At 56.9% G+C, this 11,777-nt stretch carries 15 protein-coding genes; 10 read left to right on the top strand and 5 right to left on the bottom strand.

Going from position 1 to position 11,777, the window contains the following annotated elements; translation table 11 throughout:
- Positions 1-27: 27 nt before the first annotated feature.
- Positions 28-954, bottom strand: coding sequence for an alpha/beta hydrolase (locus FO014_RS15945; protein ID WP_160030238.1), 927 nt, complete (start codon positions 952-954; stop codon positions 28-30).
- Positions 955-1,124: 170 nt separating this feature from the next.
- Between FO014_RS15945 and FO014_RS15940 the strand changes: the two genes are divergently transcribed.
- The 3 genes from FO014_RS15940 to FO014_RS15930 all read left to right on the top strand — a co-directional run bounded on the left by FO014_RS15940 (position 1,125) and on the right by FO014_RS15930 (position 2,915).
- On the top strand, positions 1,125-1,859 hold the full coding sequence (locus FO014_RS15940) for a class I SAM-dependent methyltransferase (RefSeq protein ID WP_160030237.1): 735 nt from the start codon (positions 1,125-1,127) through the stop codon (positions 1,857-1,859).
- Between the two features lie 195 nt (positions 1,860-2,054).
- A complete protein-coding gene (locus tag FO014_RS15935; protein WP_160030236.1) occupies positions 2,055-2,468 on the top strand; it encodes a DoxX family protein in 414 nt (137 codons plus the stop codon).
- A gap of 60 nt (positions 2,469-2,528) precedes the next feature.
- The gene (locus FO014_RS15930) at positions 2,529-2,915 is read left to right on the top strand and encodes a VOC family protein (protein WP_160030235.1); all 387 of its coding nucleotides are present in this window, start codon (positions 2,529-2,531) and stop codon (positions 2,913-2,915) included.
- A gap of 10 nt (positions 2,916-2,925) precedes the next feature.
- Here the strand turns inward: FO014_RS15930 and smrA are convergent, their stop codons facing one another.
- Positions 2,926-3,498: a DNA endonuclease SmrA gene (gene smrA / locus FO014_RS15925; protein ID WP_160030234.1), complete on the bottom strand. Its 573-nt coding sequence runs from the start codon at positions 3,496-3,498 to the stop codon at positions 2,926-2,928.
- A gap of 212 nt (positions 3,499-3,710) precedes the next feature.
- On the opposite strand from smrA, the gene FO014_RS15920 reads away from it, so the two are divergent.
- Both FO014_RS15920 and FO014_RS15915 read left to right on the top strand, forming a co-directional pair.
- Positions 3,711-4,082: an MbeD/MobD family mobilization/exclusion family protein gene (locus FO014_RS15920; RefSeq protein WP_111736586.1), complete on the top strand. Its 372-nt coding sequence runs from the start codon at positions 3,711-3,713 to the stop codon at positions 4,080-4,082.
- 54 nt (positions 4,083-4,136) lie between these two features.
- The gene (locus tag FO014_RS15915; RefSeq protein WP_160030233.1) at positions 4,137-4,583 is read left to right on the top strand and encodes a DUF1198 family protein; all 447 of its coding nucleotides are present in this window, start codon (positions 4,137-4,139) and stop codon (positions 4,581-4,583) included.
- 32 nt (positions 4,584-4,615) lie between these two features.
- Here FO014_RS15915 and FO014_RS15910 read toward each other — a convergent pair whose 3' ends face one another.
- The gene (locus FO014_RS15910; protein ID WP_160030232.1) at positions 4,616-4,954 is read right to left on the bottom strand and encodes a DUF2002 family protein; all 339 of its coding nucleotides are present in this window, start codon (positions 4,952-4,954) and stop codon (positions 4,616-4,618) included.
- A 415-nt stretch (positions 4,955-5,369) separates the two neighbouring features.
- Complete coding sequence (gene asr, locus FO014_RS15905) at positions 5,370-5,678, bottom strand: acid resistance repetitive basic protein Asr (protein ID WP_160031427.1); 309 nt, start codon at positions 5,676-5,678, stop codon at positions 5,370-5,372.
- Positions 5,679-5,875: 197 nt separating this feature from the next.
- Here asr and FO014_RS24295 point away from each other — a divergent pair, with 197 nt between their 5' ends.
- From FO014_RS24295 to nrdF, 5 genes are all read left to right on the top strand, one after another.
- Positions 5,876-5,938, top strand: coding sequence for a hypothetical protein (locus FO014_RS24295; RefSeq protein WP_222618814.1), 63 nt, complete (start codon positions 5,876-5,878; stop codon positions 5,936-5,938).
- A 357-nt stretch (positions 5,939-6,295) separates the two neighbouring features.
- On the top strand, positions 6,296-6,532 hold the full coding sequence (gene nrdH, locus FO014_RS15900; RefSeq protein ID WP_160030231.1) for a glutaredoxin-like protein NrdH: 237 nt from the start codon (positions 6,296-6,298) through the stop codon (positions 6,530-6,532).
- A 9-nt stretch (positions 6,533-6,541) separates the two neighbouring features.
- Positions 6,542-6,946 carry a class Ib ribonucleoside-diphosphate reductase assembly flavoprotein NrdI gene (gene nrdI / locus FO014_RS15895; protein ID WP_160030230.1) on the top strand — a complete coding sequence of 135 codons (405 nt, stop codon included), beginning with the start codon at positions 6,542-6,544 and terminating at the stop codon, positions 6,944-6,946.
- Positions 6,928-9,072 carry a class 1b ribonucleoside-diphosphate reductase subunit alpha gene (gene nrdE, locus FO014_RS15890; RefSeq protein ID WP_160030229.1) on the top strand — a complete coding sequence of 715 codons (2,145 nt, stop codon included), beginning with the start codon at positions 6,928-6,930 and terminating at the stop codon, positions 9,070-9,072. The genes nrdI and nrdE overlap by 19 nt, the downstream gene beginning before the upstream one ends.
- 8 nt (positions 9,073-9,080) lie before the next feature.
- Positions 9,081-10,040 carry a class 1b ribonucleoside-diphosphate reductase subunit beta gene (nrdF, locus tag FO014_RS15885; protein WP_160030228.1) on the top strand — a complete coding sequence of 320 codons (960 nt, stop codon included), beginning with the start codon at positions 9,081-9,083 and terminating at the stop codon, positions 10,038-10,040.
- A 59-nt stretch (positions 10,041-10,099) separates the two neighbouring features.
- Here nrdF and FO014_RS15880 read toward each other — a convergent pair whose 3' ends face one another.
- Complete coding sequence (locus tag FO014_RS15880) at positions 10,100-11,455, bottom strand: 2-hydroxycarboxylate transporter family protein (RefSeq protein ID WP_160030227.1); 1,356 nt, start codon at positions 11,453-11,455, stop codon at positions 10,100-10,102.
- Positions 11,456-11,777 lie beyond the last annotated feature (322 nt).

Raw genomic sequence — 11,777 nt, 5'->3', positions numbered from 1 at the left:
CGGGCTTTTTATTGGCCATATCTCAGGTTACTGCCCAGAGGCTACCCCTTCCAACGCCGGCGCAATAGCGGCATTCAGCATCGCCCCGTGGCTCAATGCCGGCCATTGACGATAGCTGGCCCGCAACCCCGGCAGTGCGTCCAGACGCTGCGACAGCTGACGCACGGCATCGGCCGGCTGCGACGCGCCCACGCCCGGATGCGGCTGCGACTCCGGGGCCTGTTGTCCCACCCATAGCTGCAGACGGGCGTTCAACGCCGGCGGCTGACGGACAAACGCCTTCGCTTCCTTAAGAATTTGCCCTTTCCCCCACCACAGCGAAGGCTCCACCGCAATATAGTGCTGGAACAACTGCGGACGCTGGAACAGCGTATGCAGCACAAACAGTGCGCCGTATGAGTGTCCCCACAGCGTCTGACGCTGCGGATCCACGGTGACGCGCGCCGCCACCTGCGGTTTGATGCGCTGCTCTAGCAGCGTCGCAAACGCATCGGCGCCGCCGCTGCGCCAGCGGCCCATCTGCACCGGGTGGCCACGCTGCCCGGCAGGCAACGCCGGCGTATAATCATAGGCGCGCCCGGCTGCATCAATACGCAGATCGTTATCATAAGACAGCATCACCAACAGCGGCGGATGCGGCGCCTGCGCCAGACGCTGCAGCAGCCCGGCATTAAGCTGCATCAACACGGCGTTGCCATCCAGGAAATAAATCACCGGATACCCCGCCGCCGGGGCGGCCTGTTTCGGCTTGGCGATGCGAATGCGGTAGTGGCGTTCACCATCCGCCGAGGCCAGGCGAAAGTCGCTGAAGGCATAGTCAGCCGTCCCGCGCTCCGCCACCGTAACGCCAATCCGGCGATCCAAATCCGGCCGGGCGCCGGCGGGTGCCGTCGCGCACATGGCCACCAGTAATACAAGTAAAACCCTATAAAAATGACGGTAAAACAACGGCATAAACCATCCTGTCTGTAGGTGAAACGTCATAGTGTCGCAACGGGTGTTATATAAATTTCAGCCGGATAGCGCAATCACCCCGTGACCGTCCCCGCTGGAAATCAATCATGCGTCCGCCTACTATGGCGAATGAGTGATTTACCACCACCACATCTGACACCGGAGTTTCCATGTCACAAAATATCTACGACAACCCACGCTTCTTTGACGGTTACGCGCAGCTCAGCCGCTCGCAACACGGCCTGGACGGCGCACCGGAGTGGGCCAGCATCCGTGAAATACTGCCGGCTCTGCAGGGGAAAAACGTCATCGATCTGGGCTGCGGCTACGGCTGGTTCTGCCGCTACGCCCGTGAGCAAGGGGCCGCCGAAGTGCTGGGGATCGATCTGTCGCAAAAGATGCTCGAGAAAGCGCAATCCATGACCAATGACGCCGGTATCCGCTATCAGCAGCAGGATCTGGAAACGACGCTGCTGCCGGCGGCGTCTGCCGATCTGGTTTACAGCTCGCTGACGCTGCATTACATCGTTGACCTGCCGGCGCTGTTCAGCCGCGTCTTTCAGGCGCTGCGCCCCGGCGGCCGGTTTATTTTCACCGCAGAGCACCCCATTTACACCGCGCCGCAGCGGCAGGGCTGGCTGATCGCCGAGGACGGACAAAAATCCTGGCCGATCAACGGTTATCAGCATGAAGGGGAACGTATTTCCAACTGGCTGGCGGAAGGGGTGATCAAACAGCATCGCATGCTGGGCAGTTACCTGAATATGCTGGTGCAGCAGGGCTTCATCATCAATTATTTGAATGAATGGGGGCCTTCAGCACAGCAAATCCGCGACAACCCGGCGCTGGATGAAGAAAAAGAGCGTCCGATGATTTTCATCCTGTCTGCGCACAAGGCGCGCTAATTCCCCCGTGTTTTTCTCCTGCCCTTCATTCAATATTGCCATTTTCGGGGAGGCCGCCTCCCCCGCGGCGCCTGCGCGCCATAATTCCGCCTATGCCGACGTTCAGGCCGCACCATACCTCGAATAACGGTAAACATGGTCTACGCTTTAAGCAGCAACACAACATAACGTTTATCAGTGGCTAAGGAGTTAGCAATGGGTGATAGTTCAAAAGACGGCGTTATTCTGCTGGCCAGAATATTGCTGATGATCCTGTTTATCATTTTCGGCTGGATGAAACTGACCAACTTTGGCGCAACCGTCACCTCCATGGAAGGTTACGGCGCCCCGATGCCCTATCTGGCGGCGATCATCGCCGTGGTGGTGGAGTTTTTGTTTGGCATCGCGCTGATTGTCGGGATCTTTACCCGCCCCATCGCGCTGCTTTTCGCCCTGTACGTGCTGGGCACCGCCTTTATCGGCCATCCGTTCTGGCACATGACCGGGGCGGAAATGATGGGCAACGAGATTAACTTCTTTAAAAACGTCAGTATTATCGGCGGGTTGTTGCTGCTGGCGGTCACCGGCGCCGGACGTTACTCGCTGGACCATAAACTGTTCGATAAATAACCCACGCGGCCGATTAGCGCATTCTGCGCCATCGGCCGCCCTGCACGACAGCGGATAGCCATGAAAATAGAACGGCTGGACCACCTGGTGTTAACGGTGGCGGACATTGAACGCAGCTGCCAGTTTTATCAGCAGGTGCTGGGATTTGACATCATCACCTTCCGTGGCGACCGCAAAGCGCTGCGCTTTGGCCAGCAAAAGATCAATCTGCACCGGCAGGGGCATGAGTTTGAACCAAAAGCGCACCGCCCCACGCCCGGCTCGGCCGACCTGTGTTTTATTACCTCGACCCCGCTCGCCCAGGTGCTCGAAGAACTGGACGACCTCGGCGTCATCATTGAGGAGGGGCCGGTGGAGCGCACCGGCGCGATTGGCCCCCTCCTCTCGCTGTATCTGCGCGATCCGGATAATAACCTGCTGGAAATCGCCAATCTGCTGTCCGCCTGAGCGCGCGACGTTAACGGCTGCGCTTGGCGTGACGCTCGAAATTATCCGCTTTGGCCGCCGCAGATTTACGCAGCGTCACATAGCAGGCACCCTCGCCGCCGTCACGCGGCAGCGCGCGGCAAAATGCTTGTACCTGCTCCAGCTGTGCCAGCCACTTGGCGACATAGCTGCGCACAATATTGGCATGGCTCTCATCATCACGCCCGCGGCCATGTACGATCAGCAGCGAGCGCAGGTTCTCTTTTTCCGCCAGCATGATAAACCGGTACAGTTCCTGCCGGCAGGCCTCCACCGGCCGCCTCAGCAGGTGCAGGCTGGCCTGTGGCGCGTAACGTCCGCTGCGCAGCTTATCCAGCACGCCCTGCTGAATCCCTTCCCGTTTGTATTCGAGCGGCGTATCACCGGGAATAATCGTCAAAAAATCGCTGCTGAGTGGGTTTTCCTCTGACTGTGCCAGCGCGTCGCGCCGGGCGCGCTTATCGACCTGGGACTGCGGTTGCAGATACAGCGTTTGCTGCTGCCCGGATAACGGGATGACGTCCGCCATCGCCTGCTCAAAAAAGCCTTTATCTTCGTTGCTCATCTCGCTGCCACTCACTTGGGGGTTGATACCGGAAACGACCTGTGGCTCCTTGTACTGCGGGGAATTTTGTTGATTGTAAGACCCTGCGGCCAGGTTGCAAGTTCCGGATGCGCACCGGGAGTTTGTCTGCTTTTGTTCGCAACGGGTGAGCTTACGCGCGCTTTTCGTTATACTGCAGGCAGACTACTGAGTGCCGCAAAGGGAAGAAGACCATGACTATGCGCGAGCTGGAAATCCAGTTTCAAAATGCAATGAATGAGTTGCAGGCCAGCTTCGAAAAGCAGCACCGCGAATGGCAACAAAGCTATGACGCTCTGCAACAACAGCTGGAAGAATCCAAACAGCGTGAAATGGCGCTGTTGGAGGAAGCCAAACGGCGTGAGGCCGCGCTGCATGCGCAAAATGAGCAACTGGCGCGTAAACTGAGCACCGCCACTTCCGTTCCGCAGCAGCATGCACTGGTAAAACAGATCAAAATGCTGGGCGCGCATCTGGACGCGCTGGCAAAAGACGCCGCCACGTTCAACCACCATCTGCAAAACCAGCAGCAGACCGCAGGGAACTTCAGCGGCGAACAGCACTAAGACGACGGGCGCCAGCCCGGCGCCTCAGGCCATCATTGAATAGAAAATACCGCCATGACGTGGATTATCATCGCTGCCCTGATCGTCGTATTCATCGCCGGCTACCGGATCCTGACGTCCGATACCCGCAAGGCCGTTGACTCGCTGGCCCAGTGGCTACGGGTCAAGCCCATGCTGATTGAGTCAATGATGCAGGAAATGGGTGGCCGCAACAGCCAGGCGTTTATTCGCATGCTGAATAACGGCTATACAGAAGAGATGCACCGGGCCGCCTACCTGCTGTTTATCTATGTCGCCTTTATCAAGGAGGCAGACGACACCCAGCTCGCCCAATGGCGCGATATGCTGATCCGCGCCGGCCTGTCGCCGGAGCTGAATGCCGAATACACGGAGTCCGCACTGTTTTACTTTGCCGAATTGGATCTGGACGCGTTTGAACTGGCGCAGTTCCGCCGCGCCTATAATGCGCGCTTTAATCTGGACGCGGTGGCCAACGGCTGATAACCGGTGTAGTGCAATGCGCTACGCCGGAATTACAGAAACATGCTGTAAAGGTAGCGGCTCAGCGCTTCACGCGAGCTGAAACCGTGGGGAATACCGTAACGCCGGCCCGGACTGTCGCCGCTGACGTCCAACGGGAATTCAAGGTATTGTTCGCTGACGCGTATCGGCGAAGCCGGCGTGGCGAAATAGCGGCTGCGCTCTTTTAACTCAGGATGAATCACCAGCGCGGTTCTGCCCATCCGGGCTTCCCGGTTCACGTACACATAGTGCTCGCCCTTGCGGTAACCATACGCCTGGTCGCTCATCGAGTCACACTTAAAGCCGGTACTCTCCAATACCTTAGCCACTTCATCCGGCCGTAAATACATCGCTTTCTCCTCTCATGCCAAACTGCCGTGCGACCTTACCGGAATCATTGGCCGAAACAATAATTTTCCGCCGTCAGCACGGGGGTTTCAGACTATTCTTGAGGCACGGTTTATGGCGGGATAGCGTTGCATTCTGCAGAACCAAACACGCTGTTTGAGGCGCAGCGAGAGGGAAAATGGCGTGATGTTTGAAAGGTAAATCAGGCGTCGACGGGCGGCACGAGGGTTACAAAAAACGGTTCAGAAACAGCCACCAGGCGACCAACAGGCCGCACAAGGCAATCACGCTGTAGATCAGCGCCAACAGGTAGCGATTTATCATGACAGGCGGCCCTAAAAAACACCCGGGGGAACCGGGTGTTGGCATCAGACGCCATAAGCCAGGCGCTTGACGCATGGCATGGCGATCGCTTAATCAAGCGGCTTTCTTACCTGCTTTTTTGTGATGCTTTTTCGCCGCCTGCGCTTTTTGCGCCGGGGCTTTTTTAGCGTGTTTTTTCGCTTTGGCGGCCTGAGCTTTCTGCTCTGCGGCTTTTTTATGGGCTTTTTTGTGATGCGTTTTCTTATGGCTGGTTTTTGCCGGAGCTTTTGTCGCCGCGGCAGCCGGTGAGCTGGTGGTCGCCGCTGGCGCAGCGGTTGCTGGCGCAGCAGCAGTTTCAGCCGCGAAAGCCACGGAAGACAGACCCATCGTTGCCGCAACGGCCAGAGCTAATAATTTTTTCATCATTACATTCCTCAGTATGTTCTTCGGTAAGCCCCTGCGGGCCGTTGCAGCAGATACTAGAAGAAGCACTGTCGCCTTTCCGTGAGTGATTGGTTTCCTTGAGTAACCAAATGTACAACCCCACAGACGCTGACTCCTTCACTTGCCAACGCGCGGCTGAAAAATGGTCTACACTGTAAAGATGTGCTGATGAATATGTGCATGACAGACCTTGGCAGAACGTGGGTATCGCACCCGACGCGCTGCCGGACCGGCGTTAACACCCCTTGCAGTCATAAAGATAAAACAGATGTGCGTCTGGCCCGCGGGAAACTGCGGGCCGCTTACTTTTATCCTCATATCGTCGCCAGACCGGCCACAACTTCTCCTGATTGACTCCCCTGCTTAACGGCATAAAAAAATTTTTCTCCGCCGATCCAGCCCCGGCGCGGCCTCGCACAAAAATAGGACAAAACACCATATATGGTGCGGTTGATAAATTTAAGATCAATATCTAGTATATTAAGCATCAGCCGCAGGGACACTGTGTGAGTTGATAACGTCGTCAGAAGTACCGCATCAGGTTCTGATTTCTGACTTTACCGCTTTTCCTTCAGACCAAAAGGTAAATGCGAATCATGAGCATTATTATTTACAGTAAGCCGGACTGTGTCCAGTGCAACGCCACCTATCGCGCATTCGATAAACAGGGAATTACTTATCAGGTGATCGATCTCACTCAGGATCAGCAAGCGCTCAACCATGTCAAATCATTAGGTTACCAGCAGGTTCCGGTGATCGTTGCCGGCGACGATCACTGGGCGGGCTTTCGCCCCGACAAGATCGGCGCGCTGATTCACGCCACGGCGTCGTGAGTCGTTCTGATGAATCCATTGGTCTATTTCTCCAGCAGTTCGGAGAACACACACAGGTTCGTTGAGAAACTTGCGTTGCCGGCGATACGCATCCCGATCGCCGGCAGCCGTGAAAAACTGCAGGTGGATCGCCCCTATATTTTGATCGTGCCCAGCTATGGCGGCGGCGGCGCCACCGGCGCGGTGCCGATCCAGGTGATCCGCTTTCTCAACGATCCGCATAATCGCGCTTATCTGCGCGGCGTCATCGCCGCCGGCAACACCAACTTCGGTGCAGCGTATGGCATCGCCGGCGAGATTATCGCCAACAAATGCCAGGTGCCTTTTCTTTACCGCTTTGAACTGCTCGGCACCGCACAAGACGTTGCAAACGTACGACAGGGAGTAACCGCATTTTGGCAACGACAGAATTGATCAGACCCGGCGCCGACGCGCTGGACTACCATGCGCTTAACGCCATGCTCAACCTTTACGACGCCGAAGGGCGCATCCAGTTTGAGCAGGATAAACAGGCCGCGCGCCACTATTTTCTGCAGCACGTGAACCAGAACACGGTGTTTTTCCATAATCTGGCGGAAAAGCTGCGCTATCTGGTGGATGAGGGCTACTACGAGCCGCAGGTGCTGACGCAGTACGATTTCCCGTTTATCAAACAGCTGTTTAAGCAGGCGTATGCGAAAAAGTTTCGCTTTGCGACCTTCCTCGGCGCTTTTAAATATTACACCGGCTATACGCTGAAAACCTTCGACGGCAAACGCTACCTGGAACGCTATGAGGACCGGGTATGTATGGTGGCCCTGACGCTGGCGGCCGGCGATACCACGCTGGCGCAGCATCTGGTGGAGGAGATGGTATCCGGACGCTTCCAGCCGGCGACGCCCACCTTCCTGAACAGCGGCAAAAAACAGCGCGGCGAGCTGGTTTCCTGCTTCCTGCTGCGGATCGAAGACAATATGGAGTCGATCGGCCGGGCGGTGAACTCGGCGCTGCAGCTGTCGAAACGCGGCGGCGGCGTGGCCTTTCTGCTGAGCAATATCCGCGAGGCCGGCGCGCCGATCAAGCGGATCGAAAACCAGTCGTCCGGGGTGATCCCGATCATGAAGATGCTGGAGGATGCCTTCTCCTACGCCAATCAGCTGGGCGCCCGACAGGGGGCCGGCGCGGTGTATCTGCACGCCCACCATCCGGATATTCTGCGCTTCCTCGATACCAAGCGCGAAAACGCCGATGAGAAAATCCGTATCAAGACGCTGTCCCTCGGCGTAGTGATCCCGGACATCACCTTCGAACTGGCGAAAAACAACGAAGAGATGTACCTGTTCTCGCCGTATGACGTCGAACGGGTGTACGGCGTGCCGCTGTCGGAGCTCAGCGTCAGCGAAAAGTACCGCGAAATGGTGGACGACAGGCGCATCCGCAAGTCGCGTATCAACGCACGTGAGTTCTTCCAGCTACTGGCGGAAATCCAGTTTGAGTCTGGTTATCCCTATATCATGTTTGAAGATACGGTGAACCGCACCAATCCGATCGCCGGCCGCATCAATATGAGCAACCTGTGCTCGGAAATCCTGCAGGTCAACCGCGCCAGCCACTACAACGCCGATCTCAGCTATCAGCAGATCGGCAAGGACATCTCCTGCAACCTGGGATCGCTGAACATCGCCAAAACCATGGACGCGCCGGACTTCGGCAAAACGGTGGAAACCGCCATTCGCGCGCTGACCGCGGTGGCAGAGATGAGCGATATCAGTTCCGTGCCCTCCGTCGCCGAAGGTAACCGCGCCTCGCGCGCCATTGGTCTCGGCCAAATGAACCTGCACGGCTATCTGGCGCGTGAACGTATCTTCTACGGCTCGCCGGAAGGGATCGACTTCACCAATATCTATTTTTACTGCGTCGCCTATCACGCCCTGCGCGCCTCGAATCAGCTGGCTATCGAGCGTAAATGCAGCTTCGGCGGCTTTGAAGAGTCGGCCTATGCCAGCGGCGAATACTTCGCCAAATATATCGATACTCCGTGGCTGCCGCAGACCGAGCGGGTAAACGCGCTGTTTGCCGACGCCGGTGTCTCTATCCCGACACAGGCGGACTGGCAGGCGCTGCGCCAGTCGGTGATGCTGCACGGTTTGTACAACCAGAACCTGCAGGCGGTGCCGCCAACCGGTTCGATTTCTTACATCAACAACTCCACCTCAAGCATCCATCCGATCGTCTCGCGTATCGAGATCCGCAAGGAGGGCAAGATCGGCCGCGTCTATTATCCGGCGCCTTATATGACCAATGACAATTTGGCGTATTACCAGGACGCCTACGAGATTGGTCCGGAAAAGATCATTGATACCTACGCGGCCGCTACCCAGCATGTCGATCAGGGGCTGTCGCTGACGCTGTTCTTCCGCGACAGCGCCACTACCCGCGATATCAACCGGGCGCAGATCTACGCCTGGCGCAAGGGCATTAAAACCATCTACTACATCCGCCTGCGTCAGATGGCGCTGGAAGGCACCGAAGTTCAGGGCTGCGTGTCCTGCGCGCTGTAAGGAGCGTTATGAAACTGCAGAGAGTCCAGGCGATCAACTGGAATAAAATCGAAGACGATAAAGACCTGGAAGTATGGAACCGGCTGACCACCAATTTCTGGCTGCCGGAGAAGGTGCCGCTGTCGAACGATATCCCCTCCTGGGGTACGCTGACGGCGAAAGAGCAGCAGCTGACCATTCGCGTTTTCACCGGCCTGACGCTGCTGGACACCATTCAGAACACCGTCGGCGCGCCGATGCTGATCGGTGATGCTATCACCCCGCATGAAGAGGCGGTCTATTCCAATATCAGCTTTATGGAAGCGGTGCACGCGCGTTCCTACAGCTCGATCTTCTCCACGCTGTGCCAGACCCGCGACGTCGACGAGGCCTACCGCTGGAGTGAAGAGAACCGCGCGCTGCAGAAAAAGGCCGATATCATTCTGGCGCATTACCGCAGCGACGATCCGCTGTTGAAAAAGGTCGCCAGCGTGTTTCTGGAATCTTTCCTGTTCTATTCCGGCTTTTATCTGCCGATGTACTGGTCCAGCCGCGCCAAACTGACGAATACCGCCGATCTGATCCGCCTGATCATCCGCGACGAAGCGGTGCATGGCTACTACATCGGCTATAAATTCCAAAAAGGGCTGGAGCAGGTTGACGCCGCCCGCCGCCAGCAGGTGAAGCGCTTTGCCTTCGACCTGCTGCAGGATCTGTATGAAAACGAGGTGCACTACACTGAGGAACTGTACGACGAGGTGGGCTGGACGGAAGAGGTGAAAACCTTCCTGCACTACAACGCCAACAAAGCGTTGATGAACCTCGGTTACGAGGCGCTGTTCCCGGCATCCATGGCGGAGGTCAACCCGGCGATTCTGTCGGCGCTCTCACCCAATGCCGACGAGAACCACGATTTCTTCTCCGGTTCGGGGTCGTCTTACGTGATTGGCAAGGCGATGATCACCGAAGATGAAGACTGGGCGTTTTAAGCGGCCAAAAAAAAGCCCCGTGGGGACGGGGCAAGGCAAAGACCTGCTAAGGAACACTATCAGGCAAAGAAATGCGACAACACCAGTAGAGAAAGGGATACGTTGATCGCGCCGCCGATGCGGGTGGCGATCTGGGCGAACGGCATCAGCGACATGCGGTTGCCCGCCGTCAGGATCGCCACATCGCCGGTGCCCCCCTGCCCGCTCTGGCAACAGGAAACAATGGCGACATCGATCGGATGCATACCGATTTTTTTACCGACGAGGAAACCGGTGCCCACCAGGGCACCGACGGTGCAGACAATCACGATCAGGTTCTGCACGGTGAAGGCGTCCACCAGCTCCTGCCACGGGGTAATCGCCACGCCGACGGCGAACAGAATCGGGTACGTCACCGCAGTGCGGAAGAATTTATACACCACCTGTGAGCCTTCCTGGATACGCGGCGACACGCCATGCGCCAGTTTGACTGCCACGGCGGCAAACAGCATGCCGACCGGCGCCGGCAGGCCAATCATACGGTGCAGCAGCATCCCCACCATATACAACAGAATCGCCAGCAGCGCGCCGCAGGCCAGCGTGCTGACGTCCACCTTGCCGCTGACTTTTTCGACCGCCGACATCTCGCTGCCGCCCGCTTTACTCGCCATCAGGCTGCCTTCGCCGGTGAGATGCGGGTAGCGTTTGCCCAGTTGGTTCAACAGACCGGCCATCACGATCGCCGTCAGACTGCCGAGCATGACGATCGGCAGAATGCGCCCCAGCGCCACGCCCTGCTCCATATGCAGGATCGTCGCATAGCCCATTGACAGCGGAATCGCCCCTTCGCCGACGCCGCCGGCCATGATCGGCAGGATCAGGAAGAAGAAGATCTGGAACGGCTCCAGCCCCAGCGCCAGCCCGACGCCCATCCCCACCAGCATGCCGACGATCTCGCCGCACAGCATCGGCACGAAGATACGCAGGAAGCCCTGGATCAGCACCTGGCGGTTCATGCTCATAATGCTGCCGACGATAATGCAGCAGATGTAGAGATAAAGAATATTGGTCGACTTGTAGAATGTGGTGGTCGACGCCACCACCACGTCCGGCAACAGGCCGTAGTGCACCAGCGCAGAGGGGATAAAGGTCGCGCAGATCGCCGCCGCCCCCATTTTCCCCACCAGCGGCAGACGTTTGCCGAACTCACCGCAGGCAAAACCAAAAAAGGCCAGCGTCGCCACCATCACCACGATATCGCTGGGCAACGAGCCTTCCAGACAGTCGAGCAGAATCAGTCCGCCGGCCAGTAAAAAGAACGGCAGCGGAATAATGCCTATTTTGTAATTATCCAAAACCCGCCACCACTTTTCCCGCAGCGGAACATCTGCGGTTTTATCGCCGGCAACGAGATAAGAATCATCAGTTGTGCTCATAATCTGGCCTCTTATTGGTTTGTTCAGCCATCATAGATAATGCAACAGATTATTCGCTGTGATTCTGTTCAAAGATAAAAAGGGTTTTTAATGGTGGTTATGGTTTCTATGGTTTTTAATCGGGTTATGTAAAATATGGCGTGGCGTTAATGGTTTTAAAGATAATTTAATTTAAACTTTATCGAATTATAAACAGTGTAGACGAATTCGCCACGGCGAGTATAAAGCCATGCCGGCGATCACAACATGATCGAACGCAATACACCTGACGACGCATCTCGTGATAGGGTAAGCCACCGAATTCGCTTCCTGACCCACGGCC

Source organism: Serratia rhizosphaerae (assembly GCF_009817885.1).
In the GTDB taxonomy this organism is placed as follows: domain Bacteria; phylum Pseudomonadota; class Gammaproteobacteria; order Enterobacterales; family Enterobacteriaceae; genus Serratia_B; species Serratia_B rhizosphaerae.
Note: the sequence above shows the minus strand (reverse complement) of the source record. Positions and strands in the feature narration are given on the sequence as shown.

Coding starts and splice junctions, on each gene's coding strand:
- FO014_RS15945 (WP_160030238.1), bottom strand. CDS start 954: ATGCCGTTGTTTTACCGTCATTTTTATAGGGTTTTACTTGTATTACTG.
- FO014_RS15940 (WP_160030237.1), top strand. CDS start 1,125: ATGTCACAAAATATCTACGACAACCCACGCTTCTTTGACGGTTACGCG.
- FO014_RS15935 (WP_160030236.1), top strand. CDS start 2,055: ATGGGTGATAGTTCAAAAGACGGCGTTATTCTGCTGGCCAGAATATTG.
- FO014_RS15930 (WP_160030235.1), top strand. CDS start 2,529: ATGAAAATAGAACGGCTGGACCACCTGGTGTTAACGGTGGCGGACATT.
- smrA (WP_160030234.1), bottom strand. CDS start 3,498: ATGAGCAACGAAGATAAAGGCTTTTTTGAGCAGGCGATGGCGGACGTC.
- FO014_RS15920 (WP_111736586.1), top strand. CDS start 3,711: ATGACTATGCGCGAGCTGGAAATCCAGTTTCAAAATGCAATGAATGAG.
- FO014_RS15915 (WP_160030233.1), top strand. CDS start 4,137: ATGACGTGGATTATCATCGCTGCCCTGATCGTCGTATTCATCGCCGGC.
- FO014_RS15910 (WP_160030232.1), bottom strand. CDS start 4,954: ATGTATTTACGGCCGGATGAAGTGGCTAAGGTATTGGAGAGTACCGGC.
- asr (WP_160031427.1), bottom strand. CDS start 5,678: ATGAAAAAATTATTAGCTCTGGCCGTTGCGGCAACGATGGGTCTGTCT.
- nrdH (WP_160030231.1), top strand. CDS start 6,296: ATGAGCATTATTATTTACAGTAAGCCGGACTGTGTCCAGTGCAACGCC.
- nrdI (WP_160030230.1), top strand. CDS start 6,542: ATGAATCCATTGGTCTATTTCTCCAGCAGTTCGGAGAACACACACAGG.
- nrdF (WP_160030228.1), top strand. CDS start 9,081: ATGAAACTGCAGAGAGTCCAGGCGATCAACTGGAATAAAATCGAAGAC.
- FO014_RS15880 (WP_160030227.1), bottom strand. CDS start 11,455: ATGAGCACAACTGATGATTCTTATCTCGTTGCCGGCGATAAAACCGCA.